This is a genomic window from Micromonospora aridisoli, assembly GCF_056150025.1.
The window spans coordinates 290,311-315,335 of record NZ_JAXCFK010000008.1; the positions used below are offsets into that span (position 1 = coordinate 290,311).

The following is a 25,025-nucleotide window of genomic DNA, read 5'->3' on the forward strand; positions in this document are numbered from 1 at the left end:
ACCCGAAAATGTAGGGCATGCGGATCCTGATGGCCGGCGCGTCCGGCTTCCTCGGCACCCGGCTGGTCGACCTGCTCGTCGCCGACGGGCACCAGGTGACCCGGCTGGTACGACGGCCGCCGCGCGCCGCCGACGAGCGACGATGGTCGCCGTCGGCGGCGCAGTTGGACCCGGCGCTGGTCGCCGAGGCCGACGCGGTGGTCAACCTGGCCGGTGCCGGTGTCGGCGACCGGCGCTGGAACGACCGGTACCGGCAGCTGATCCGGTCCAGTCGGGTGGACACCACCAGCACCCTGGCCACCACCATCGCCGGCCTGCCGGCGGCGGACCGGCCGGAGGTGCTGCTGAACGCCTCGGCGATCGGCTGGTACGGCAACACCGGCGACCGGGTGGTCGAGGAGGACGCGCCGGCCGGCGAGGGTTTCCTCGCCGACGTGGCCCGGGTGTGGGAGGCGGCCACCCGGCCGGCCGAGGACGCCGGGGTACGGGTGGTGCGGCTGCGTACCGGGCTGCCGCTGCACCGTGACGGCGGGTTGCTCAAGCCGCAGCTGCTGCCGTTCAAGCTGGGCATCGCCGGCCGGCTGGGCAGCGGGCGGCAGTGGATCCCGTGGATCTCGATGACCGACTGGCTCAACGCCACCACGTTCCTGCTGGCCCGCGCCGACCTCGCCGGGCCGGTCAACGTGGTCGGTCCGGCTCCGGTCACCAACGCCGAGTTCACCCGCGAGCTGGCCCACCAGCTGAACCGCCCCGCGGTGATTCCGATCCCGGCGCTGGCCCTGAAGGTGGCCCTGGGTGGCTTCGCCCAGGAGGCCCTGACCAGCACCCGAGTCCTCCCCGGTGTGCTGAACCGCGCCCAGTTCACCTTCCGCCACCCCGACCTTCCCACCGCCCTCCACGCCGCCCTACACGACTGACCGATCCCCCTCCCCCTGCTTCGTTGATCATGAAGTTGCTGTCGCTGGGCTCGGCGTGGCGCGACAACAACTTCATGGTCAACAGCGCGGGAGCCGGTCAGCAGCCGATGACCCAGTGGTTGGGGGCGGTCTGACGCAGGGTGGTGGTGTAGAAGGTGTTGTAGAGGCCCATCTGCTGGTTCGAGCCGGTGGCGTAGGCGTAGCCGGCGGAGTGGTAGGCGCGGCCGGCGGTGACGTGGGCGTAGTTGCTGGCGGTGACGCAGGTCGGGGTGCCGGTCGGGCTCGGGCTCGCCGTCGGCGTGGGTGACGCGGTCGGGGTGGGTGACGCGGTCGGGGTGGGTGACGTGGTCGGGGTCGGGGTCGGGGTGGTGCCGCCGTTCAGGCCGAAGAAGAGCGCGTCGTGGTACGTCGAACAGATGGTGTCCAGGAAGTACGCGGCGGCGGTGCCGCACTGGTCGGCCCCGGAGCCCGGGTCGACGGGGGTGCCGTGCCCCATGCCGGAGACCCGGTGGACGCGGACCACGTCGTTGCCGTACACCTCGACGCTGGTGCCGGCCGGCAGTTGCCGGGTGCTGGTGGGCGTCTGCGAGACGCCGAGCACGTTGGTCCACTGGTCGCGGGACTCGGTGGCGTTCGCCGTGGCCACGGTGTAGTCACTGGTGCCGTGCCAGATCGCCACCTTCGGACGGGCACCGGAGTAGCCGGGGTGGGCGTTGCGGACCAGGTCGCCCCACTGCGCCGGGGTCTTGTCCACGCCCGGGCTCATGCAGGAGAAGGCGTTGACCATGCTGGTGGCGCAGCGGTGCGGTACCCCGGCGATGATCGAGCCACCGGCGAAGACGTCCGGGTAGGTGGCGAGCATCGTCGCGCTCATCGCCCCGCCGGCCGACAGCCCGCTGACGTAGACCCGGTTGGCGGCCGTGCCGTACGCCGACCGGGCGTGGTCGACCATCTGCTTGATGGACAGCGCCTCGCCCTGCCCCCGCGTCGTGTCGCCGGTCTCGAACCAGTTGAAGCAGGAGCTGGAGTTGTTGGCGGAGCGCTGCTCCGGCACGATCAGCGCGAACCGCCACTGGTCGGCGTACTTCTGCCAGCCGGAGTTGGTGAAGTAGCCGCTGGCGTTCTGGGCGCAGCCGTGCAGCAGCACCACGGCCGGCGCGCCGGTGGGCAGGTTGTCCGGCCGGTACGCGTACATGGCAAGGTTGCCGGGGTTGGAGCCGAAGCCGGTGACCTGGGTCAGGGACGCGGCCTGGGCGGGCGCGGCGACGGCCGCCAGCGCGGTGGTGGCCAGGACCAGCCCGGCCAGCGCACCGGCGAGCCGGGTACGGGTGCGGCGCACGAGAGCCTCCATGGGTGTGAGCTGGATCACGAATGATTGCCGCGACGTTACGCAGTTGTGTCGTCCCGATGACATGGCGGCCGTGCACACATTCGTCGATGTCCGAGTGTGGCGGGACGTCTTGAGCGCGACGAGCGTTAGAAAGGGGCCCTTTTGATACACGAGGCGTTAATAAGGGCCCCTTCCTTGCATCCGGAGGTGCCGGGTCTGACCGGCGTGTACCGGTGCGGTTGGTAACGTCCGCTAGGTGCCCACCTCCCCGTCCGTGGCCTCCGCGCCCGCCTCGCCGTCACCGTCACGGGTCGCTCGCGACCGCCGCGTCGACCTGATCGTGGTGCTGGTCGCGCTGGCGCTCGCCGGCTGGGTGACCAGTGGGCTGTGGATCGACCCGAACGGGCGCGCGATCACCGTCAACTCCAGCGACCAGGCGCTGTTCGAGTGGCTGCTGGCCTTCGGCGGGCACGCGGTGACCCACGGGGAGAACCCCCTGTTCACCTATCTGATCAACGTCCCGGACGGGGTGAACCTCGCGGTCAACACCTCGATCACGGTGTACGCGGTGGTCTTCGCCCCGCTGACGTACCTGATCGGTCCGCCGGCCACCTTCCTGGTGATCCTCACCCTCAACCTGGCCGCGACCGCCGTCGCCTGGTACTGGCTGCTCTCCCGGCACCTGGTCCGCAGCCCGCTCGCCGCCGCGGTCGGCGGGCTGTTCATCGGCTTCTCCCCCGGGATGGTCTCGCACGCCAACGCCCACCTGAACTGGACCGCCGGCTGGCTGGTGCCGTTGCTGGTGTGGCGGCTGTTCGCGCTGCGCCGGCCGGGCCACTGGCTGCGCGACGGGGCCATCCTCGGCGTACTGGTCGCTGTCGCCTTCTCGATCGCCGCCGAGGGGCTCTTCTTCACCGCGCTGGCGCTCGGACTCTTCGTCGCCGTCTGGGCGGTGCACCCGGCCAACCGCGCCGAGGCCCGGGCGGTCCTGCCGTCCTTCCTGCGTGGGCTGGCGGTGACCGCGGTGGTCGCCGGGGTGCTGCTGGCCTACCCGCTGTGGCTGCACTTCGCCGGGCCGCAGCGGTTCCACGGCACCGGCTTCGACGCGGTGATCCATTCCGAGGACATCGCGGCGTACGCCGCCTATCCGCGCCGCTCACTGGCGGGCGAGGCCGGGTTCGGCACCTCACTGGCACCGAACCCCACGGAGGAGAACTCCTTCTTCGGGCTGCCGTTGCTGGTGCTCGCCCTCGGCTGCTTCGTACTGCTGTGGCGGGGCGCTGGCGCGCGCCGACGGGCGACCCTGTGGGCACTCGGGATCGTCGCGGTGGTCTTCACCGCACTCTCCTTCGGGCCGGTGGCCAAGGTCGACGGCCGGCGCACCGACCTGCCGATGCCGTTCGAGCTGCTCGGTCACCTGCCGGTGGTGAACGCCGCGCTGCCCGCCCGGTTCGCGCTGGTGGTGACGCCGGTGATCGGCCTGCTGCTGGCGTACGCGGTGGACCGGTTGCGTCGCCGACCGCCGTCCCGCCCGGCGGCGGTGGCCTGGACGGTGGCATTCGCGGTGGCCCTGGTGCCGCTCTTCCCGACCCCACTGCTGACCAGCGAACGTGAGCCGATCCCGCGCTTCATCACCTCCGGTGCCTGGCGGGACCACGTCTCCCCCGGTGGCGTGCTGACCCCGGCACCGCTCGCCCTGGACGTCTACCCCGACGGCCAGCGGTGGCAGGCGTACGCGCTGGCGAACCGGCAGGGCGAGTTCGCCATCCCGTCCGGGTTCTTCCTCGGCCCCGGCGGCCCCGACGACCGGGGACGCATCGGTCCGGTGCCGCGCCCGTTCGGCGCCCTGCTGGACCAGGCCGCCCGCACCGGCCTGCCGCCGATCGTCACCGCCGGCACCCGCGAGGAGGTCCAGGCCGACCTGGAGCACTGGCGGATCGAGACGGTGGTGCTCGCCGACGAGGTGCACGGCGCGAAGTGGCCGGTCGACGAGGAGGCCATCCGGCGCACCCTGGTGCTGCTGCTCGGGGAGCCGGAACGGGTCGAGGACGTCTGGGTCTGGCGGGTCCAGCGGTAAACCGGCAGGCTCGGCGGTGAGCCGGCAGGTCCGGCGGTGAGCCGGCTCACCACAGGTAACCAGCGGGTACGGGTCTAGGCTGGACAGGTGACCGCGACGACCTCCGGCCTGACGGCCGTACGCGCCGGTGTCCTCGATTACGCCGCCGCCTGGGACGAGCAGCGCCGCCTGCACGAGGCGGTGGTCTCCGACGGGCACGGCGACACCGTGCTGCTGCTGGAGCACCCGAGCGTCTACACCGCCGGCAAGCGCACCGAGCCGTGGGACCGTCCGGTCGACGGCACCCCGGTGATCGACGTGGACCGGGGCGGAAAGATCACCTGGCACGGCCCGGGCCAGTTGGTGGGCTACCCGGTCCTGCGCCTGCCCGACCCGGTCGACGTGGTCGCGTACGTGCGGCGGGTCGAGCAGTTGCTGATCGACGTGTGCGCCGAGTTCGGCCTGGCCTCGGGGCGGGTCGAGGGCCGCAGCGGTGTCTGGGTGCCGGCCGACGACCGGGGCCCGGAGCGCAAGGTCGCCGCGATCGGCATCCGGGTGGCCCGAGGCGTCACCCTGCACGGCTTCGCCATCAACTGCGACTGCGACCTGGCGTACTTCGACCGGATCGTGCCGTGCGGCATCCGTGACGCCGGCGTCACCTCCCTCACCGTCGAGCTGGGCCGCCCGATCACCGTCGCCGACGTCCTCCCCGTCGTCGAACGCCACCTCCCCACCCTCCTCCCCACCCCCTGACCACCCCACCCCACCCACGCCTCCACCGCCCACCGCCGCCCGGCGCCCGGCGCCCACCCGGTTGATCATGAAGTTGTTGCCCGCGCCACGCCGACGTCGGCGACAACAACTTCATGATCAACGCAGGGCTGGACAGGCGGGGCGGGAGGAGAAGGGAAGGGAGGGGAGGGTTAGGGGGTTAGGCGGTGGAGGTCGCGGGGGAAGGGGGTGACCTCGCGGATGTTGGGGGCGCCGGTCAGGCGGGCGACGAGACGTTCCAGGCCGATGGCGAAGCCGCCGTGCGGCGGCATGCCGTGCCGGAAGGCGTCCACGTAGCCGGCGTACGGCTCCACCGGCTCACCACGGTCGGACAGCGCGGCCAGATAGTCGGCGTACCGGTGCAGCCGCTGCCCGCCGGTGACCAGCTCCAGACCCCGGAACAACAGGTCGAAGCCGTTCGAGTAGCCCGGCCGAGCCGGGTCCGGATGGGTGTAGAAGGGCCGCTTGACCATCGGGTACCCGGTGACGAAGAGGAACTCCGACCCGTGCTCACGCCGAGCCCACTCCCCCAGCGCGCGTTCGTGCGCGGGTGCCAGGTCGGGTTCGTCGGCCGGAGCACCGGCGATCCGTAGCGCCTCGGTGAAGTGCACCGCCGGGATCTGCTCCGGCACCGCCGGCACCGCGACGCCGAGGGTGGCCAGCGCGCCGGATGCCCGGTCGTTGACCGCGTCGAGCATTCCCGCGAGGGTGTCCCGCAGCACCGCCATCACGTCCCGGTGGTCGGTGACGAAACCCAGTTCGACGTCGAGCGAGGTGTACTGCGCCAGGTGTCGCACGGTGTCGTGCGGCTCGGCGCGGAACACCGGCCCGACCTCGTAGACCCGCTCGAACACCCCGACCATGAGCTGCTTGTAGAACTGCGGCGACTGGGCCAGGTACGCGGGCCGGCCGAACCAGTCGAGGGCGAAGACGTTCGCCCCGCTCTCGGTGGACGAGGCGACCACCTTCGGCGTGTGGATCTCCACGAAGCGCCGGGTGTCCAGCGCGGCCCGGAAGCCCGCCACGGCCGCCGCCGAGATCCGCAACGCGGCCGACCGGGTCGGATGGCGCAGCGCGACCGGGGCGTGGTCGAGCTGGGTCGGCAGGGTGGCGGCCAGGTCGGGCCGGTAGAGGTCGAACGGTGGTGGTTCGGCGGGCGGGCCGAGTGGCCGTACCGTCGGGTCGATCAGCTCCAGCCCGCCGGGTGCCGCCGCGTTGGCGACCACGGTGGCCACCACCTCGACGACGGTCTCCTCGGGCAGCGCCTCGACCTCGGCGCGTACCACGGGGTCGGTGACGACCACCTGGGCGAGGCCGGCGGCGTCCCGGACGATCAGGAAGGCCACCGACTTGAGTAGCCGGCGGCGATGGACCCAGCCGGCGATCCGGACGGTACGCCCGACGTGCGGCGTGAGTTGGTCGGACAGGATGCGTTGCATGGCTACCTCCTCGACAAATCGCAACGCGATCCCCGGGAGGTGTGGGCGAGCGGGAGCCTCGCGGTGCCACCACACCTTCGCTTCCGCCTGGACGGAAGCCTCATTCGTCGCCTTTTCACCGGGGCCAGCCGGGCGGGCTCTACTGGGCGCGGGTGTTAGGAGGGGGCCCTTCCTCTACCGCAGGCGTTAAGAGGGGGCCCTTCCTTTCACCGGACGCTGTTCTTCCCGCAGCTCGGGAGGGTCTTCGCGGGCCCGGTGCCAGACCGCCTCACAGCAACCGGCGGCTCTCTTCAACTGGCGGAACGGGACGCTACTCGGCTCCGTCGTCGCTTCGTGTCAGGCACGCTAACACCACCCACCGCCGCCGTGTGACCCGCTTTTCCCGTCCCCGGTGTCCGGTGTCACAGGATTTCCGGGGTGACGGCGGTCGCCCGCCGTTCATCGACGGCCGCCGTCCGGCGTAGGCTCGTTTTGTGACGATCGAGCACTCCGCGCCGACGACCGGCCAGGCCGCGCGTACCGCGACGCCCGCCCCCGAGGGGCGGCGGCTGCTGCGGATCGAGGCCCGCAACGCCGAGACGCCGATCGAGCGCAAACCCCCGTGGATCAAGGTCAAGGCCAAGATGGGCCCGGAGTACACCCAACTGCGCGGGCTGGTCGCCCGCGAAGGGCTGCACACGGTGTGCCAGGAGGCCGGCTGCCCCAACATCTACGAGTGCTGGGAGGACCGCGAGGCGACCTTCCTCATCGGCGGTGACCAGTGCACCCGCCGCTGCGACTTCTGCCAGATCGACACCGGCAAGCCGGCCGAGTTCGACGCCGACGAGCCGCGTCGCGTCGCCGAGTCGGTGGTGTCGATGGGCCTGCGGTACGCCACGATCACCGGCGTCGCCCGCGACGACCTGCCCGACGGGGGTGCCTGGCTCTACGCCGAGACCGTCCGGCAGATCCACGCCCTGCAGCCCGGCTGCGGCGTCGAGCTGCTGATCCCCGATTTCAACGCGGTCCCCGAGCAGCTCGCCGAGGTCTTCGGCGCCCGGCCGGAGGTGCTCGCGCACAACGTGGAGACGGTTCCCCGGATCTTCAAGCGGATCCGGCCGGCCTTCCGCTACGAGCGTTCCCTGGACGTCATCGGGCAGGCCCGCGCCGACGGTCTGGTCACCAAGAGCAACCTGATCCTGGGCCTGGGCGAGGAGCGCGCCGAGATCTCCCAGGCGCTGCGTGACCTGCACTCCGCCGGCTGTGAGCTGATCACCATCACCCAGTACCTCCGCCCCTCCCCCCGGCACCATCCGGTGGAGCGTTGGGTCAAGCCGGAGGAGTTCGTCGAGCTGCGCGAGGAGGCCGAGGAGATCGGCTTCGCAGGCGTGATGAGCGGCCCCCTGGTGCGTTCCTCCTACCGCGCCGGCCGCCTCTACCAGCAGGCCCTCGCCGCCCGCGAAACCGTCACCCTGACCACCCGCTGACAGCCCTCAGCCCAGACCCTCAGCCGTCGATCTCGCACTTTCGCCGCCATTCTGCGGCGTATGCGGCATATGCACCGACCAAGAGTGCAAGATCGCGCAGGGTGTGGGGGTCAGGGCAGGTCGGGGAGCAGGTTGAGGCGGTGGGCGAGCGCGGCGGCCTCGACGCGGTTGGTCACGTCCAGCTTCGCGATGATCCGCGAGACGTGCACGCTGGCCGTCTTGGGCGAGATGAACAGTTGCTCGGCGATGCGGCTGTTGCTGTGCCCGGCGGCGACCAGGCGCAGCACCTCCCGTTCCCGCTCGGTCAGCAGATCCGCGCCGGGGCGGCCCCGGCCCGCACCGCGCAGACCGACGCGGCGGGCCAGGGTGGCCGCCTGGTCGGCGAGTCGGGTCGCGGCGAGCCCGCCGGCGAGCGCGGCCGCCTCGGCCACCGCCGCGCCGACCTCGTCACGTTCCCCCGCGCCCGCCGCCGCCTCGGCGTGGCCCAGCAGCACCCGCGCCAGTTCACCGGGCTGGCCGGCGGCGCGCCAGGCGGCGACCGCCGCCCGCCAGGCGGTGAGCGCGTCGGTGCCGGGTGCCACGACGGCGGCGACCTCGGCGGCGTACGCCCGCTCGGCGGGAAACCGGGCCGCGACGGTGCCGGCCAGCGCGGCGACCTCGGCGGTGAGGGCCTCGTCACCGATGTACCGGGCGGCCCGGGCCTGGGCGGCCAACAGCGGCCAGCCGTAGCGCGGGTACCGGGCGATCGTCGGGTCGGTCAGGCTCGCCGCCGTGGCCCGCCGCGCCTCGTCCCGGTCGTCGGCGGCGAGCGCGGCCGCCAACCGCAACTGGTGCAGTGGCAGCCGGTTGTGCGGATGCAGGTACGGCTTGGTGAGGTAGCCCAGCGCCCGAGCGACTGTCTCGTCGGCGCGGGGATGCTCCTGGGCCAGGCGCAGCATCGCCCGCAGTTGCAGCCAGTGCAGCCCGGAGACGCCCGGCGGGTCGAGCCGGGCCGCCTCGGCGCACACCTGGTCGGCCTCCGCCCAGCGCCCCAACGCCAGCAGTGCCTCCGCCCGGTTGGAGAGCAGGTACGCCCCGGTGGACCGGCTGATGCCGACCCGACGCGCCTCGCTCACCCCGTCGGCCGCGGCCTGCGCCGACTCGGCGTACCGGCCCAGCTCGAACAGCACGTCGGAGATGTGCACCAGCGCGCTGACCAGCGCCGACGCCTCCCCGGTGGCGCGGGCCAGAGCCTCGCAGCGGCGCAGCTCCGCCAGCCCGAGATCCGCCTCGCCCTCCCGGCGTCGCAGCACCGCCAACTGCACCGACAGCAGAGCGCAGTCAGCACCGTCGACCTGCGCCGCGGTCACCACCTCGGCGGCGATCCGGGCCGCGTCGGCATGGTCGATGCGGGCCAGGTGATCGGCGAGGTCGGCGAGCAGTCGCAGTCGCTCCGGGCCGTCCGGCACCTCCGACACCAGCCGGTACGCCTCGCGCAGTTCGGTCGCGCCGTCGCTCTTGCCGAGCATGGCCAGCATCCGGCCACGCCGGTCCAGCAGGCGCGCCGCGCGCAGCGGCTGCGCCGAAGTGTCCACCTCGTCCAGGGCGGCCCGGGTCAGGGTCAGCGCGCGCTGGTAGTCACCGGCCGTGGTCGCCGCGCCGAGCGTCTCCTCCAGCACCGCGAGGTGATCCATGCCGAGCCGGTCGGCGGCGTCGGGCACCAGCTCCCACAGTTCCAGCACCCGTTCCAGCAGCCGGGTCTGCTCCGCGTACGCGTACCGGTCGGCAGCGGCACAGGCGGCCACCCGGGCGGTCACCAGCGCCCGGGGATGGTCGTGGGCGGCGTACCAGTGGTGGGCGATCTCGGCCGGCGCCCGGCCGGCGGCGACCAGGTGCGGCTGGGCCTCGACGGCTGCGGCGAACCGGGCGTGCAGCCGGGCGTGCTCGCCGGGCAGCAGCTCGTCGTGGACCGCCTCGCGGACCAGCGCGTGTCGGAACTCGTAGTCGCCGTCCGGGTCGGCGACCAGCAGTTGGGCGGCGACGGCGGCCCGCAGCGCGTCGTCGAGCTCCGGCTCGGGCAGCCCGGCGACCTCGGCGAGGAGCTGGTGGGTCAGGCGGTTGCCGCCGGCCGCGGCGATCCGCAGCACCCGCTGGGCCGTCTCGGGCAGCCGGTCAACCCGGGCCAGCAGCAGGTCGCGCAGGGTCTCCGGCAGCGCGGCGCAGCCGATCGGGCTGCCGGCGGCGGCCAGTTCCTCGATGAACAGCGGGTTGCCCTGCGTACGGTCGTGGATGTCGTCGACCGCCCGGGCGGCGGGCTCGGTGCCGAGCAGCCCGGCGAGGACCGCACCGGTGCCGTCCCGCTCCAGTCGGGACAGCTCGATCCGCTCGACGCCCCGGGCCCGGTCCAGCTCGGCCAGGAAGGGCCGCAGCGGGTGGCCCCGGTGCAGCTCGTCGGTGCGGTAGGTGCAGATCAACAGCAGCCGTCCGGTACGGGCCGCACGCACCAGGAAGCCGATGAGGTCGCGGGTCGACCGGTCGGCCCAGTGCAGATCCTCGATCACCAGGACGAGGGGCTGTTCGGCGGCGAGCCGACCGAACAACTGGGCGACCAGGTCGAAAAGGTAGCCCTGAGGGGCGTCCGAGGGAGGTCCGGCGGCGGGCGCGGTGGCACCCGCCGGGCGGACCAGTTCCGGCAGCAGGCGGGCGAACTCGGCGTCGTACCCGTCGAGCACGCCGGTGCCGTCGCGGCGCAGCACCGCCCGCAGGACCGCGGCGAACGGGGCGAACGGCAGGCCGGCCTCGCCGAGTTCGAGGCACTGGCCGACCAGCAGGCGGGCGTCGTCGCCGACGGAACGGCCGAACTCCTCCAGCAGCCGGGTCTTGCCGACCCCGGCCTCGCCACCGACCAGGAGGGTGACCGGCTCACCGGCACGGGCGAGGGCGACCGCTTCGCGCAGTCGCCCCATCTCACGCTCGCGGCCGACAAGGACGGTGCTGGTGGTACGGATGGTCACGGCACCGAGCATGCCACGCCCGTCCCCGACGGCCCGCCGGCCGCCGTCCCGGCACCGCTACCGGTGCCGGGACGGGAGGCGTACCTCGTCTCGGGCCGTTGGTCCCGCCCCACGTCCGCGCTCAGCGGGGTGCCAGCCCGCCACGCGCCCGGTGATGCCGGCGGTTGAGCCAGCCGCGTACGGACCGGTGCGGCAGGGACCGCGCCAGGCGGTCCTGGGCAGCGTCGGCGCGCAGCTCCGCGGCGTGCGTGCGGTGCAGGGTGAGCAGCAGCTCCGCGTCGTGGTTGAACATGTCGTGCTCCTCGCGATCGTCGTCAACTGGTGACTCTGACTCTGCTCGCGAAGGTGGCGCCGGGGCATGAGCACGCCGCCTGATCTGTGCCCACTCGCCCTCCTTACGCCCCGCCTGAGGGGGCACGGTGGGGTCGTAAGGTACTCAGCCGGCCGCGGATCAACGGTGCGGCGCGCGACCACTAGACTCGACGTCATGGCAAAGCCCCAGGAGAAGGTCTCGTTCGGCCAGCGGCTGAAGCAGATCGGGTTGGTGTTCCGGTTCACCGCCAAGCAGGACAAGTGGTTCGCTCCGATGGCCACCGGCGCGGTGCTGATCCCGCTCGCGCTGACCGTGGTGGCGGTCGCGCTCTGGGGCTGGCTCTGGTTGCCGCTGGGCATCCTGTTCGCCCTGCTCTGCCTGTTGATCGTGCTCAACCTCCGGTCGAACCGGGCAATGATGAACGCGGCCGAGGGCCAGCCGGGCGCCGCCGCGCAGATCATGGAGAACATGCGCGGCGACTGGCGGGTCTCCCCGGCGGTCAGCTCGACCACCCAGATGGACATGGTCCACCTGGTCATCGGCCGGCCCGGCGTGATCCTTCTGGCGGAGGGCAACCCGCAGCGGGTTCGCGGCCTGCTCGGCCAGGAGAAGCGCCGGCTGGCCAAGGTGATCGGCAACGCGCCGCTCTACGACTACGTCATCGGCCAGGAAGAGGGCGAGCTGCCGATCCGCAAGCTGCGGATGACGCTGATGCGGCTGCCCCGCAACCTGAGCGGCAAGGACGTCAACTCCCTGGACAAGCGCCTCAAGGCGCTCACCGCCCGTCCCCAGATGCCCAAGGGCGCCATCCCCAAGAACCTCCGCCCGCCCAAGGGCGCGTTCCGCCAGTCGCGCGGCCGCTGACTCCCACCACGCCGCCCGTGGCCGGCCAGCCCCAGTTCGCTTCCTGACGGTGGGTCAGCGGGGCACTGGGACAACCACCGAGCCGGTGAGGCGGTCGTGCAGGCCGCGTCGGTGCTGGTCCATCAGCAGGGCGGGGACGACCAGGGCCAGCAGCACTCCGCGGAGCAGGGCCCGGAGCAGTCCGATGCGCCCGCCGTCGGTCCAGTCGACGCAGCGGATCCGGGTCAGGTACATGCCGGGGGTCTGGGCGAACAGGCCGAGGAAGAGGCCGTACAACAGGATCAGCACCAGCACGGGCGCCCAGGCGTCCCGAGCGGGGCTGGCGAACAGGCCCGACGCGAGCAGGCAGAGAATCCAGTCGATGACCAGCGCCCCGAAGCGGCGGCCCAGGTCGCCCCGGACGAAGTCGGGATCCGTGGCGGGCGGTGGCGAGGGGCGCGGCTGGGTGGTCACCGGACGAGCCTAGCCAGCGTCGGCGTCCGCCCGGACCCAGGCCCGCCGTGCGGTGAAGTCCCGGGTCGGGGTCCTGACGCGTAACGCCAAAAGGGACCAATGTCAGCAAGTTTCACTACACTGGCACAGCCGGACCAGTTCCTCGGACCTCGGTGCCCGCATCGAGGCGTCGAGGTGACCCAACGCGAGGGACGTAACACGGCAGAAACACTGGAGACATGGCCGGGCAACCGCACGGCCATAGCGTCGCCAGGAGCCTAGCTACCCGTGGACGTGCCAGGAGGACGAGTGTTCGCCAATCCCGAGGAACTCCTGCGTTACCTCAAGAACGAGGACGTGAAGTTCGTCGACGTTCGTTTCTGTGACCTACCCGGCGTCATGCAGCACTTCAACCTGCCGGTGGAGTCCGTCGACGACGACTTCTTCACCGACGGTCTCGCCTTTGACGGGTCGTCGATCCGGGGCTTCCAGGCGATCCACGAGTCGGACATGCTCCTGCTCCCGGACGTCGCCACCGCCTTCATCGACCCGTTCCGCGCGCAGAAGACCCTCGCGCTGAACTTCTTCATCCACGACCCGTTCACCCGCGAGGCGTACTCGCGTGACCCGCGCAACGTGGCGAAGAAGGCCGAGGCCTTCCTGGCCGCCAGCGGCATCGCCGACACCGCCTACTTCGGCCCCGAGGCGGAGTTCTACATCTTCGACTCCATCCGCCACGAGACCTCCGCGCACCAGGCCTACTACTACATCGACTCGATCGAGGGCGCCTGGAACACCGGCCGCGAGGAGGAGGGCGGCAACCGCGGCTACAAGACCGCGTACAAGGGCGGCTACTTCCCGGTGCCGCCGGTCGACCACTACGCCGACCTGCGCGACCAGATCGTCCGCCGGCTGATCGACACCGGCTTCACGGTCGAGCGCTCGCACCACGAGGTCGGCACTGCCGGCCAGGCGGAGATCAACTACAAGTTCTCCACCCTGCTGCACGCCGGTGACCAGCTCCAGCTCTTCAAGTACATCGTGAAGAACACCGCCTGGGCCGCCGGCAAGACCGCGACCTTCATGCCGAAGCCGCTCTTCGGGGACAACGGCTCCGGCATGCACACCCACCAGAGCCTCTGGCTCAACGGTGAGCCGCTGTTCTACGACGAGACCGGCTACGCCGGCCTCTCCGACACCGCCCGCTGGTACATCGGTGGCCTGCTGCACCACGCGCCGTCGCTGCTGGCCTTCACCAACCCGACGGTCAACTCGTACCGTCGTCTGGTCCCCGGCTTCGAGGCGCCGGTCAACCTGGTCTACTCGCAGCGCAACCGCTCCGCCTGCACCCGCATCCCGGTCACCGGCAGCAACCCGAAGGCCAAGCGGGTCGAGTTCCGGGTGCCGGACCCGTCGGCCAACGTCTACCTCGCCTTCTCGGCGATGCTGATGGCCGGCCTGGACGGCATCAAGAACAAGATCGAGCCGCCGGCGCCGATCGACAAGGACCTCTACGACCTCCCGCCGGAGGAGTGGGGCGACGTCAAGCAGGTGCCGGGCTCCCTGCCGGCGGTGCTGGACTCTCTCGAGGCCGACCACGACTACCTGCTCGACGGCGGCGTCTTCACCCCCGACCTGATCTCCACCTGGGTCGACTGGAAGCGGGCCAACGAGGTCGACCCGGTGCGTCTGCGCCCGACCCCGCACGAGTTCGCCATGTACTTCGACTGCTGATCCAGCTCAGCGCCGTCCGGGCCGGCTCCGCACCTCGCGGAGCCGGCCCGCGGCGTTACGGGCCACCCGATACCTTCGCGTCCGATATATTGAGCGCGTGGACACACCGCTGCGCGAACCCACCTTCCTCATCCTGACCGCGCTCGCCCGCGAGCCGATGCACGGGTACGCGATCATCGGCGAGGTCGCGGCCCTCTCCGACGGGCGGTTGTCGCTACGCCCCGGCACCCTCTACGGCGCGTTGGACCGGCTCACCGACGCCGGCCTGGTCGAACTCGACCGGGAGGAGACCGTCGACGGTCGGCTGCGCCGTTACTACCGCCTCTCCCCCACCGGGGACGCCACGCTCGCCGCCGAGACCGAGCGGCTGCGCCGCAACGTCGAGGCCGCCACCGCCCGGCTGCGTGCCCGCGCGGTGCAGCCGCTCACCCCGCGTACCGCCGGAGGGTTGGCATGAGCGAGCGTCAGCGAGCGAATCATCAACACGGTGCGCCGGTGCCTCAGGCCGGCACGCGGCGAAGCGGAGGGTCGGCATGAGCACCTTGGAGCGTCGCTACCGGCACCTGCTGCGGGCGTACCCGACGGAATACCGCCACGACCGGGGCGACGAGATCGTCGGGACGTACCTCGACCTGGCTGACCCGGGCCGGCGCTGGCCCTCCCTCGCGGACGTCGCCGACCTCGTGCGGGGCGGTCTCCGCCAGCGGCTGCGGGCCGCCGGCGCCACCGACCTGGTTCCCGGGGTACGCCTGGCGGCGCTGCTCGCGCTGACCACCGCCGCCTTCCTGGCCGGCTTCTGGGCACTCGTCGAGCAGAGCCCACCACCCGCCGAGGCGGGCGTGCCGGTGTTCGGCCCGTTCACGTCGACAGGCATCGTCGCGTGGGTCGCCTGGCTGGCGGCGGCGATCCTCGCGCTCGTCGCACCGGGCCGACGCACTCGGATCGCCATCGCGGGGGCGGTGCTGGCCACCGCAGCGGTTCTCCTGGTGAGCCCGGTCGCCGGGCTACCCCGGCCGCCGCTGCTGGTGCTGGTGCCGCACGTCGCCCTCGGAGTGCTGGCGCTGGCCGTCGACAGTCGCCTGCCGTTGCCGGCTCGTGTGCTCCCGATCATGGCAGCGGCGGGTGGCGGCGCATTCGCTGCCGGTGCCGGCAACAAGCTCTACTGGGGCTCGTACCGATGGACGTCCGAACAACTGCTCCCGGCGGCCGGGGCGGTGCTGCTGGTGGTGGCGCTGGTGCTCGCTGTGGGCCTGGGCATGCGCCGGGACTGGCGGGGCGGCTGGGCGGTGGTGGCCCTACTGACGCCGGTCGGGCTGCTCAACGTGCACATCCTGGCCGGCGCCGTGGACGGTCTCAGCGGTGCTCCGCGTCCGACCTATCCGACCCTGGTCGGTGCCGCCCTCGTCGTCGGGCTGCTCGGGCCGGCCGTACTGCCGGCCGTCGTCGCCCTGCGACGTCGGGTCGGCGGCAACGCCACCGAACCCTGCCCCACCTGCGGTGCCCGCCGCTGACAAGCCCCTCCCGGCACCGCGCCCCCGGTGCCGGGAGGGGCGGTGACCGGCATTCGTGGCAGTTTCGGTGCTTCCGCAGCGGCGTGTCGAGCGCCTTTACTGCCACGGTTCGGTCGTGTGGGCGCGCCGAGGACTAGTCGGGCGGGGTTGGTTGCCGGCGCAGCCAACGCAGGGACCAGATGAGCGTGGCGAGTACCAGGACGGTCATCGCGATCGCGCCCGGGGCCTTGGTCAACCGGGCCAGGTTGGTGCCGTCCGGCAGGGTGAGGAAGGCGGCCAGCCCGCACGGCAGCACGAACCAGGCGGTCCGGGTCGCCGCCACCGCGAGCAGCGCCAGCGGCCACGTCGCGTACCAGGGATGGAACACCGGCGCGAGCAGCACCGTCGCCACCAGGGCGACCCCCGCCCCCACCAACACCACCCGTGTCCCCGCCTCGGCCTCCGCCTCCGCGGACCAGGTGCGGGACCAGAGCAGCACCAGCAGCGCGGCCAGCAGCACCAACCCGAGGACGCGGGTCACCGGCACCGCGACGATCTGCCGTCCGGCCAGTTCTCCGGCGTACTCGACCACCATGCCGACAGCGGTCGGCGGCGAGGTCCACTGCACGGTGTCACCGCTGCGTCCGAGGCCGCCCAGCCAACCCGGTCCGAGACCGGACAGCAGCGAGGGAATGAGCAGCCCACCGAGCACCCCGACGGCCAGCAGGCCACCGTCACGCAGCAACGCCGTCACGGTGCGGCGGCCCCGCACGGCGGCCAGCGCGGCGAACGGCAGCACCACCACGGCGGTCGCCTTCACCGACACCGCCAACCCGAGCAGCACCCCCGCGACCAGCAGCCCACCGACCGGCCCCAGCCACCCGGGCCGAGCGGGGCGGTGGAGCAGCATCAGCAGGGCGGGTAGCAGCAGGCCGAGCATCACCGCGTCGTTGTGCGCGCCGGCCACCAGGTGCACGCCGACCAGCGGGCAGGCCAGCAGCAGCCAGGCCGCCCGCCGGGGCGGCACACCGGCCGCCCGGGCCAGACCGGGCAGGCAGGCGGCCGCCGCCAGCACTCCCGCCACCGCCAGCACCCGCAGCAGCACCACCGTGCCGACCAGCCCGCCGCCGAGGGCCGCGGCCAGCGCGGCGAGCAGGACGAAGAACGGCCCGTACGGTGCCGGGGTGTCCCGCCAGACCGGCGCGACCGTCTCGATCCACGGGCAGCCGGCCGCGCCCACTCCGGTGGCGTACGGGTCGCCGCCGCTGGCGTACACCCAGCCCTGGCAGGCGTACGAGTAGACGTCCCTGCTGCCCAGCGGTGCGGTGACCAGCAGTGGCAGCGCCCACGCCCCGGCGGTGACGCAGGCCCATCGGGTCGACGGGGCACCGCCGCGCAGCGCCCACCAGGCGCCGACCATGGCACCGGTGCCGGCCAGCCAGAGCAGCACGGTGAGCGGACCGTACCCGGAGTTCCAGACCCGGGTGGTGGTGGCACCGGGCAACGCACCGCCGAGGTACCCGGCCACGGCCAGCAGCAGCGCCCCCGCCAGCCCGGCGTAGCGAACGACCCGGTCGCGGCGTCCGACAGCCCGAGCGTCGGACTCGCGCCCGGCGACCCGGTCCCTGACCGCCTGGAACTCGGAGCGGGGGCGGGACGAGGGCCGGGGGTCGGGCTCGGGGCGGGACAACGGCCGGGAGCCGGGCTCGGGGCGGGACAACGGCCGGGAGCCGGGCTCGGGGCGGGACAACGGCCGGGAGCCGGGCTCGGGGTTCGGGTGAGCGCCGGAATCGGTCACCGGCGCTACCTCTGCTCTACTCGACGGGAACCGGTTGGCGGGCCGCCGCCCGGGCCGCCTGGGCCGACCGTACCAAGCGAACCGCCACCACGATCACGAACAGCGTCATCAGCGGCGCACCCACGGTCTTGGTGTAGCGGGGCAACCCGGTGCCGTCGGCCAGCACCTGGAAGGCGGCGAACACGGTCACCGCGCTGAACCACCAGATGCGCTGCGCGGTGGCGGCGAGCAGCGCCAGCGGCCAGAACCAGTACCAGGGGTGGAACAGGGGGGCCAGCGCGACCGTCGCGGTCAGCGCCAACGCGGCGTGCCACAGCGGGTCGCGGTAGCGGGCCCGGAACCACAGCCACACCAGCAGCGCCGCCAGCACCACCACGGCGATGCCCCGGGTCACCGGCAACGCGTCGATGTGCAGACCGAACGGCAGTGCCAGGTACCCGACGGTCTGCCCGACGGCGGTCGGCGGTGAGGTCCAGGCGACGACCTCGTTGCCGTGCGCCAGCCCGGTGATCCAGCCGAGGTCCAGACCGGCGGCGAAGGTCACGCCGAACAGCGTGGCCACCGCGCCACCGACCACCGGCGTGCCGTCGCGCAGCAGCCCGCGCAGGGAGAACCCGCCGGCGATCGCGGCGAGCGCCGCGAACGGGACCACCACCAGTGCCGTCACCTTGATCCCGGCGGCCAGACCGAGCACCACCCCACCGGCCAGCAGCGGCCAGGTACGGCCCGGCCAGGTGACCACCACGGCCAGCCCGGCGACCAGCAGCCCGACCATCATCGCGTCGTTGTGCACCCCGGAGATCAGGTGTACGCCGACGAGCGGGCTGGCCAGGGCGAGCCAGAGGGCGCGCTCGACCGGTACGCCGCAGCGGCGGGCCAGCACCGGCAGGCACGCCGCGGTGAGCACCACGCCGGCCACGGCGAGTACCCGGAACAGCGCGATGCTGCCGATCAGCGAACCGGTCGCGGCGACCACCGCGCCGGAGAGCACCACGAACAGCGGTCCGTACGGCGCCGGGGTGTCCCGCCAGATGTACGACATGGTGTCCAGCCAGGGACAGGGCAGCGTGGAGACCCCGTACTCGTACGGGCTGATGCCGTTGGCGTAACTGGCGCCCTGGCAGGCGTACGCGTAGGCGTCCCGGCTGCCCAGCGGCGGGGTGACCAGGAACGGCAGTACCCAGAGCCCGGCGGTGACCAGCGCCCACCGGACCGACGGCACCCGCTCGCGCAGCGTCCACCAGGCCACCGCCATGGCGGCGGTGCCGAACAACCACAGCCCGATGATCAGCGGCCCGTTCGGGCCCAGCCAGATCTTGACCGGGTTGGGCCGCAGGTCTCCGTCGGGCAGGGCGCCACCGAGGAACGCCGCCACGGCGAGCATGATCGATCCGGCCAGTCCGGTCCAGCGCACGAGGTGATGGGGCACGCCCGCCATGCTGCCAGTACCGTGAGCGCGGTATGGAGGTGGGCATCGCCCGGCGGGCGCGGACCACACCTCACGCCGGCCTTCGCCGCGGCGCACCGACCACACCCATCGGTGCCGGCACGCGTCAACCGGGCTGGCAGTGGCCGGACGGCCGCAGGCTGCTGGTGACCTGGAAGCTGCCCGGGTTCCGAACCCGGACCGTGACCCACTCGTCCGCCCCGGGGCTCAGGCAGCCGTCGCCGGCCACCAGGGACAGCCAGCGGGACCAGCGGACCCGGACGAGCACGTCGGCCGGCGCGTCGACCGTGAACCGCACACCAGCGTCGTCCGCTCCGTCGAGCCGGGCCGGCGGGGAGACCAACGGCTCCGGGCCGAGCACCTCGTAGAGACGCCACTGCCCGGGGCGACCGACCTCCCGAAGGTACGGCTGACCGGCTAGGACGAGGGTCGCCTCGTCCCGGCCGTACCGGTCGAGCGCGGCGTCGGGTGCCAATGCCACGAAGCTGACGGCGTTCCGGCGAAGCCAGTCGCCATACCCTGCTTCGTCAAGCCCGTCGCCGTAGAACAGCGGGTTACGTTTCACATCAACCTGACGTTCCCAGCCTCGGGCGAGCGGTACGGCTTCCGCGACGAACACGCTTTCCCAGTGATCCCGCAACGGCACCACCTCAACCCGGCCGACCGGTGCCCGCCGGTTCAACTCGTCGAGTAGCGGACGGTAGAAGGATGCGTACGCGGCGGTGGAGCCACGGCGGGCGATATCGTTGGTCATCACTGGTGACTGCCACCAGAGCAGCGCGACGAGCAGGGCGGCCAACCACCGCCGGCTCACCGTGGCGTACGCGGCGACGATCGGCAAGACGAAGAGCATCGGCAGGCGCAGGGCGTTCGATCCGACCGGACTGGGCACATAGTAGGCGGCGATCAGGAGCAGCACGGTGAGCGCAGCGCCGATTCGCAGGGTCCTCACCGGCACGAGCACGAGGACCAGCGCGGCCAGCGCCAGATTGATTCGCAGCGACTCGGCAGTGAATGGTTGCCGGCCGCCGTTGCCGAACAGCACTGCCATCGGCACGACCACAGCAACCGGGACCAGACACAACACCAGGGCGCCGGCTCCCGGCCGTCGGCCCGACCAGACATCGCGAATCAGCAGCGTGCCGCCTACCAGGCCGACAAAGAGGCCAGCGACCGGACTGCCTGCGGTCGCCAGCGCCGCCGCCATGCCGGCCACCGACAGCCACACCCATCGTGGCCCTCGCGGTACGGCAAGGGCACAAAGCGCCAGCAGACCCCACATCAGACCGACAGCGAAGGTGATCCGGCCGCTAGCCAGGTTCCCGACGAGCACGCCCGCGCCGAGCACTCCGCCGAGGACCGGCCGACGGGCACCCGTGCGCGCCAACAGCGAGGCGAGGGCGACAGCGGACACGACTGCCGCCATCGCCCCGACCGCACGTACCCCCACCAGCGTTCCGAGCAGTTGCGTGTAAAGGCTGTAGCCGAACTGGTTCACCCCGCCGTACCAGGAGAAGTCGATTGGGGCGAGACCGTTTCGCTGAACGAACCCGGCGCGGGCGACCTGGGCGGAGAGGTCCGTTCCCATCCGCGGGGCAGCCAGAAACAGGGCGGCCAGCACCGCCGACGCTGCTAGCGCGCTCAGCACGGGACCGTTCTGCGCCGGCGCACCGACCGACGCCGGGGGCACGGCATCGGGCCTGCTCACAGTTAGATCCCGAGGTGACATCGACACCGGGAAGTCGTACCACGGGGTGCGAGTTGCCCAGGGCAGCGGGTCCGCACCGGCAGCCGCTGAAACCGGTCACCTGGCAGCCACGGTTGTGCCGCGACGCGGTTAAGAAGGGGCCCTTCCTCTACCGGAGACGTTAATAAGGGGCCCTTCCTTACATCTCCAGGACGCGTTCGGTGGCGGCGCGGGAGCGGCGGCCGGTGCGCAGGTACTCGTCGAGGAACTCCCCCGGGTCCTCGTGGCCGAGCAGCCGGACCACGCCGGCCAGTTCGACGCCGTGCCGGGGCAACTGGTCGCCGGCACGGCCCCGGACCAGCATCAGCGCGTTGCGGACCTGCGCGGCGAGCGTCCAGCCGGCCGCCATCGCCTCGGCGTCCGCCGGATCGACCAGGCCCGCGTCCCGGGCGGCGGCGAGGGCGTCGAGGGTACGCGTGCCGCGCAGTTGTGGGTACGCGCCCGCGTGCCGCAACTGGAGCAGCTGCACCGCCCACTCCACGTCGGCCAGGCCGCCCCGGCCGAGTTTGGTGTGGGTGGCCGGGTCGGCGCCGCGGGGCAGCCGCTCGGTCTCCACCCGCACTTTGATCCGGCGGATCTCGATGATCTGCTCCCGGGTCAGCCCGTCGGCCGGGTACCGGATCGGGTCGACCATCCGCTCGAAGCGGGTGCCCAGCTCGGCGTCGCCGCAGACGCAGCGGGCGCGCAGCAGCGCCTGTGCCTCCCACACCCGGGACCACCGGGCGTAGTACTGCTGGTAGGCGGCGAGGCTGCGGACCAGCGGCCCCTGCCGTCCCTCGGGCCGCAGGTCGGCGTCGACGCCGAGCGGCGGGTCGGGTGCGGGCATCCCCAGCAGCCGCCGAAGCTCCTCGGCGATGGCCTGCGCGGCGGCGCTGGCCGCGCTCTCGCTGACCCCCTCCGGCGGGTCGTAGACGAAGAGCACGTCGGCGTCGGAAAGGTAGTTCGACTCGTACCCGCCGAGCCGGCCCATCCCGATCACCGCGAACGCCAGTCCCGGCATGGCCGGCTGGGCGGCGCGGGCGGTCCGCAGCGCGGCCGCGAGGGTCGCGTCGGTGACGTCGGACAGCGCGGTGCCGACGGCCGTGATGTCGGCCAGGGCGGCCGTGGTCCGGCCGCCGTCGGGGCGGGCCGGTGCCAGCGAGCCGGCCCGGCTGAGCACGTCGGCGCAGGCGAGGCGGAGCAGTTCCCGGCGGCGCAGGGCGCGTACGGCCCGGGTCGCCTCGACCGGGTCGGTGTGCCGGGCCGCGGCGGCGGCGAACCCGTCGAAGAGCACCTCGCGGGGGCGTGGGCTCAGCTCACTCTCCTCGGCCAGCAGCCGCAGCGCCTCCGGCTCGCGGGCCAGCAGGTCCGCGACGTACCGGGAGGAGGAGAGCACCCGGGCCAGCCGGCGGGCCACCGGCCCGGAGTCGCGCAGCAGCCGCAGGTACCAGGGGGTGCTGCCGAGGGAATCGGAGACCTGCCGGTAGTTGAGCAGCCCCCGGTCCGGCTCGGGCGCGTCGGCGAACTCGCTGAGCAGCACCGGCAGCAGGGTGCGCTGGATGGCGGCGGTACGGCTCACCCCGCCGGTGAGGGCCTGGAGGTGACGCAGCGCCCCGGCCGGGTCGGCGAAGCCGAGGATCTCCAGGCGGTTGCGGGCCGCCTCCGGGGTCAGCCGCAGCCCGTCGGCCGGTACCCGGGCCACCGACTCCAGCAGCGGCCGGTAGAGCAGTTTGGCGTGCAGTCGGCGTACCTCGGAGGCGTGGGTGACCCACTCGGCGCGGAACTCCTCGACGGCGCTGCGCCCGGGGGTGGCGGTGTGGCCGAGCGCGGTGGCGAGCCAGCGCAGCGCACCCGGCTCGGTCGGTACGGTGTGGGTACGCCGCAGGCCCTGTAGTTGCAGGCGGTGCTCGACGCCGCGCAGGAAACGGTAGCCGCGCAGCAGCGCCTCGCCGTCGGCCCGACCGACGTAGCCGCCGGTGACCAGGGCCCGCAGGGCGGGAATGGTGCCGGGTGCCCGCAGCGTCTCGTCACCCCGGCCGTGCACCAGTTGCAGCAGCTGCACCGCGAACTCGATGTCACGCAGCCCGCCGGGGCCGCGTTTGATCTCGCGTTCCAGCTCCTTCGGCGGGATATGGTCGATGATCTTGCGCCGCATCGCCCGGACGTCCTCGACCGCCTCCGGGCGTTCGGCCGCCTGCCAGAGCAGCGGCGCCAGCGCGTCGATCCACTCCTGACCGAGCGCCAGGTCACCGGCGGCCGGGCGGGCCTTGAGCAGCGCCTGGAACTCCCAGGTACGCGCCCAGCGCCGGTAGTACGCCAGATGGCTCGCGAGGGTGCGTACCAGCGGTCCCCGGTTGCCCTCGGGGCGCAGTGCCGCGTCGACCGGCCAGGCGACCAGTCCGCAGATGTGGATCAGCCGGGTGGCCACGGTGGTGGCCGTGGCGAGGTCGTCGTCCTCGGCGGCCACGAAGATCACGTCGACGTCGGAGACGTAGTTCAGTTCGCCGCCGCCGCACTTGCCCATCGCCACCACGGCCAGGCGCGGTTCCCGGGTGCCCTCGGGCAGTTCCGCCACCGCGATCTGGTACGCCGCCGACAGCGTCGCGTCGGCCAGCGCCGAGAGTGCGGCCATCGTCTGCTCCAGGCCGCGCCCGCCGGTCAGGTCGGCCGCCGCGATACGCAGCAGCGCCAGCCGGTACGCCCGCCGCAGCACCGCGACCGGGTTGCCGTCGCCGGTCAGGTCGAGCCGGCCGTCGGCGGTCGGGGCGAGGCCGTCCGGTTCGGTGCGCAGCACCGGCCACTGGTCGGGGTTGGCCACGAGGTGATCGCCCAGTGCCGAGGAGGCGCCCAGCACGGCGAGCAACCGGCGACGCAGCCCCGGATCGTCGTGCAGCGCGGCGAGCAGCGCCGACCCCGCCCCGATGCCGCCACCAGCGGTGGCCCCACCGCTCCCGGCGCCCCCGCTCCCGGCAGCGTCGCCACTTCCGGTGGCGTCCGGGGCGGCCGCCGTGACGCGACCAGGTCCGGCGCCCCGCTGCCGTACCGCGCCGCCCGAGCCGGCGGTGCCACCCGTGCCGGCGGTGCCGTTCGGGCCGCCCGTGCCGGCCGCGCGGTGCTCCGCCTCCACCAGTCGGTGCAGCTGGCGCAGCGCCAGATCCGGGTCGGCGACCCGGGACAGCGCGGTGAGCAGTTCCCGGGCCTGCTCACCGGTGGGTTCCTGCGTCTGCGGGCGCCACAGGTCGAGGCCGTGCGGTCCGAGCAGGTCGGCGGCGCGGGCCCGGGCGTCGTCGTCGGTGACGCCGAAGCCGTAGCGGGCGAGCCGGCCCGTGGCGCTGGTCGGCCGGCCCATCAGTGCCCGAGCAACGGCAGGTTGCGACGGGACCCGGCGTCGTCCAGCTCGCCGAGGGCCAGCGCGGCGAACCGCGCGGCGAAGGGCTGCCAGACCTCCTCGACGTCGACCATCACCGCGTCGCAGGCGGAGATCACCAGTTGCGGGTCGTAGCCCAGCTCGGCCAGCAGCGCCGAGTCGGTGGCCCATTCTGCGATCATCGCGGTGTCGCACTCGATGTGGAACTGCAGCCCCCAGGCCCGGTCGCCGAGGCGGAAGGCCTGGTGCGGGTAGCGCGTGGAGGCGGCCAGCAGGGTGGCACCGGCGGGTAGCTCGGTGATCTCGTCGACGTGCCACTGCAACACGTCGGGGATCAACGGGACGTACCGGAAGAGCGGGTCGTTCTCGGCCGCGTCGCGCCGGCCGACCACGGCGGGCCCTGCCTCCGGGCCGGACGGGCTGCGATCGACCGTGCCGGCGTGGGCGGTGGCGAGCAGCTGCGCACCCAGGCAGATGCCCAGGGTCGGCAGCCGGTGCCGCACGGCCTTGCGGAGCAGCTTCTCCACGGCCGGGAACCAGGGTGCCGCCGGCACTCCGTCGGCCATCGGGTAGGCCTGCTGGTCGCCGCCGAGCACCACCAGGGCGGCGAAGCCGTCCAGGTCGGCGGGGAGCGGGTCGCCCGCGTGCGGGCGGACCACCGACAGCTCCAGACCGGCCTCGGTCAGCCACTCCCCCAGCCGGCGCGGGTCGTCGGTCGGGTCATTCTCGATCACCAACGCGGTTGCCACGTGGTCGAGGCTATCCGGTCTCGCTAACCGGGCCGGCGCGCGGGACCGGGCCCGCTAGGCTCTGCCGCTGTGTCCGACCGCAGCCCGTCCGACCACGTCGTACGCCCGCCCGCCCTGCGTCCCGGCGACACGG

The 25,025-nt window shown here is 72.9% G+C and carries 18 protein-coding genes; 8 read left to right on the plus strand and 10 right to left on the minus strand.

The window, feature by feature from the left end; all coding sequences use genetic code 11:
• Window positions 1-17 precede the first annotated feature (17 nt).
• Window positions 18-917, plus strand: a complete 900-nt coding sequence (locus SM447_RS19075; RefSeq protein WP_474574167.1) for a TIGR01777 family oxidoreductase — start codon at window positions 18-20, stop codon at window positions 915-917.
• A gap of 97 nt (window positions 918-1,014) precedes the next feature.
• Here the strand turns inward: SM447_RS19075 and SM447_RS19080 are convergent, their stop codons facing one another.
• Window positions 1,015-2,256: an extracellular catalytic domain type 1 short-chain-length polyhydroxyalkanoate depolymerase gene (locus SM447_RS19080; RefSeq protein WP_474574168.1), complete on the minus strand. Its 1,242-nt coding sequence runs from the start codon at window positions 2,254-2,256 to the stop codon at window positions 1,015-1,017.
• A gap of 247 nt (window positions 2,257-2,503) precedes the next feature.
• On the opposite strand from SM447_RS19080, the gene SM447_RS19085 reads away from it, so the two are divergent.
• Together SM447_RS19085 and lipB are read left to right on the plus strand one after the other, a co-directional pair.
• Window positions 2,504-4,324 (plus strand): DUF6311 domain-containing protein, encoded by a 1,821-nt coding sequence (locus SM447_RS19085; protein WP_474574169.1) that lies wholly within the window; start codon window positions 2,504-2,506, stop codon window positions 4,322-4,324.
• Between the two features lie 87 nt (window positions 4,325-4,411).
• Complete coding sequence (gene lipB, locus SM447_RS19090) at window positions 4,412-5,056, plus strand: lipoyl(octanoyl) transferase LipB (RefSeq protein ID WP_474574170.1); 645 nt, start codon at window positions 4,412-4,414, stop codon at window positions 5,054-5,056.
• Between the two features lie 170 nt (window positions 5,057-5,226).
• Here lipB and aspS read toward each other — a convergent pair whose 3' ends face one another.
• The gene (gene aspS, locus SM447_RS19095) at window positions 5,227-6,513 is read right to left on the minus strand and encodes an aspartate--tRNA(Asn) ligase (RefSeq protein WP_474574171.1); all 1,287 of its coding nucleotides are present in this window, start codon (window positions 6,511-6,513) and stop codon (window positions 5,227-5,229) included.
• Between the two features lie 473 nt (window positions 6,514-6,986).
• On the opposite strand from aspS, the gene lipA reads away from it, so the two are divergent.
• Complete coding sequence (gene lipA / locus SM447_RS19100) at window positions 6,987-7,979, plus strand: lipoyl synthase (protein WP_474574172.1); 993 nt, start codon at window positions 6,987-6,989, stop codon at window positions 7,977-7,979.
• 110 nt (window positions 7,980-8,089) lie between these two features.
• Here the strand turns inward: lipA and SM447_RS19105 are convergent, their stop codons facing one another.
• The gene (locus SM447_RS19105) at window positions 8,090-10,972 is read right to left on the minus strand and encodes a helix-turn-helix transcriptional regulator (RefSeq protein ID WP_474574173.1); all 2,883 of its coding nucleotides are present in this window, start codon (window positions 10,970-10,972) and stop codon (window positions 8,090-8,092) included.
• Between the two features lie 121 nt (window positions 10,973-11,093).
• Window positions 11,094-11,264: a hypothetical protein gene (locus SM447_RS19110; protein ID WP_474574174.1), complete on the minus strand. Its 171-nt coding sequence runs from the start codon at window positions 11,262-11,264 to the stop codon at window positions 11,094-11,096.
• A gap of 195 nt (window positions 11,265-11,459) precedes the next feature.
• Between SM447_RS19110 and SM447_RS19115 the strand changes: the two genes are divergently transcribed.
• The gene (locus SM447_RS19115; RefSeq protein WP_474574175.1) at window positions 11,460-12,149 is read left to right on the plus strand and encodes a DUF4191 domain-containing protein; all 690 of its coding nucleotides are present in this window, start codon (window positions 11,460-11,462) and stop codon (window positions 12,147-12,149) included.
• 54 nt (window positions 12,150-12,203) lie between these two features.
• Here SM447_RS19115 and SM447_RS19120 read toward each other — a convergent pair whose 3' ends face one another.
• Window positions 12,204-12,602 (minus strand): RDD family protein, encoded by a 399-nt coding sequence (locus SM447_RS19120; RefSeq protein WP_474574176.1) that lies wholly within the window; start codon window positions 12,600-12,602, stop codon window positions 12,204-12,206.
• Window positions 12,603-12,890: 288 nt separating this feature from the next.
• On the opposite strand from SM447_RS19120, the gene glnA reads away from it, so the two are divergent.
• From glnA to SM447_RS19135, 3 genes are all read left to right on the plus strand, one after another.
• Window positions 12,891-14,315 carry a type I glutamate--ammonia ligase gene (gene glnA, locus SM447_RS19125; protein WP_474574177.1) on the plus strand — a complete coding sequence of 475 codons (1,425 nt, stop codon included), beginning with the start codon at window positions 12,891-12,893 and terminating at the stop codon, window positions 14,313-14,315.
• A gap of 97 nt (window positions 14,316-14,412) precedes the next feature.
• The gene (locus tag SM447_RS19130; RefSeq protein WP_474574178.1) at window positions 14,413-14,772 is read left to right on the plus strand and encodes a PadR family transcriptional regulator; all 360 of its coding nucleotides are present in this window, start codon (window positions 14,413-14,415) and stop codon (window positions 14,770-14,772) included.
• Between the two features lie 76 nt (window positions 14,773-14,848).
• Window positions 14,849-15,826, plus strand: a complete 978-nt coding sequence (locus SM447_RS19135) for a hypothetical protein (protein WP_474574179.1) — start codon at window positions 14,849-14,851, stop codon at window positions 15,824-15,826.
• 133 nt (window positions 15,827-15,959) lie between these two features.
• On the opposite strand, the gene mptB (SM447_RS19140) is transcribed toward SM447_RS19135, so the two are convergent.
• From mptB (SM447_RS19140) to SM447_RS19160, 5 genes are all read right to left on the minus strand, one after another.
• Window positions 15,960-17,603, minus strand: a complete 1,644-nt coding sequence (mptB, locus tag SM447_RS19140; protein WP_474574180.1) for a polyprenol phosphomannose-dependent alpha 1,6 mannosyltransferase MptB — start codon at window positions 17,601-17,603, stop codon at window positions 15,960-15,962.
• 16 nt (window positions 17,604-17,619) lie between these two features.
• Window positions 17,620-19,032 (minus strand): polyprenol phosphomannose-dependent alpha 1,6 mannosyltransferase MptB, encoded by a 1,413-nt coding sequence (gene mptB, locus SM447_RS19145; RefSeq protein WP_474574181.1) that lies wholly within the window; start codon window positions 19,030-19,032, stop codon window positions 17,620-17,622.
• 124 nt (window positions 19,033-19,156) lie between these two features.
• Complete coding sequence (locus SM447_RS19150) at window positions 19,157-20,758, minus strand: hypothetical protein (RefSeq protein WP_474574182.1); 1,602 nt, start codon at window positions 20,756-20,758, stop codon at window positions 19,157-19,159.
• 178 nt (window positions 20,759-20,936) lie between these two features.
• Window positions 20,937-24,125, minus strand: coding sequence for a bifunctional [glutamine synthetase] adenylyltransferase/[glutamine synthetase]-adenylyl-L-tyrosine phosphorylase (locus tag SM447_RS19155; protein ID WP_474574183.1), 3,189 nt, complete (start codon window positions 24,123-24,125; stop codon window positions 20,937-20,939).
• Window positions 24,125-24,892, minus strand: a complete 768-nt coding sequence (locus SM447_RS19160) for a type 1 glutamine amidotransferase (protein ID WP_474574184.1) — start codon at window positions 24,890-24,892, stop codon at window positions 24,125-24,127. The genes SM447_RS19155 and SM447_RS19160 overlap by 1 nt, the downstream gene beginning before the upstream one ends.
• Window positions 24,893-25,025 lie beyond the last annotated feature (133 nt).

Excerpts from the sequence above, each read along its gene's own strand:
- SM447_RS19075 (WP_474574167.1), top strand. The coding sequence starts at position 18 with ATGCGGATCCTGATGGCCGGCGCGTCCGGCTTCCTCGGCACCCGGCTG.
- aspS (WP_474574171.1), bottom strand. The coding sequence starts at position 6,513 with ATGCAACGCATCCTGTCCGACCAACTCACGCCGCACGTCGGGCGTACC.
- SM447_RS19110 (WP_474574174.1), bottom strand. The coding sequence starts at position 11,264 with ATGTTCAACCACGACGCGGAGCTGCTGCTCACCCTGCACCGCACGCAC.
- SM447_RS19115 (WP_474574175.1), top strand. The coding sequence starts at position 11,460 with ATGGCAAAGCCCCAGGAGAAGGTCTCGTTCGGCCAGCGGCTGAAGCAG.
- SM447_RS19135 (WP_474574179.1), top strand. The coding sequence starts at position 14,849 with ATGAGCACCTTGGAGCGTCGCTACCGGCACCTGCTGCGGGCGTACCCG.
- SM447_RS19155 (WP_474574183.1), bottom strand. The coding sequence starts at position 24,125 with ATGGGCCGGCCGACCAGCGCCACGGGCCGGCTCGCCCGCTACGGCTTC.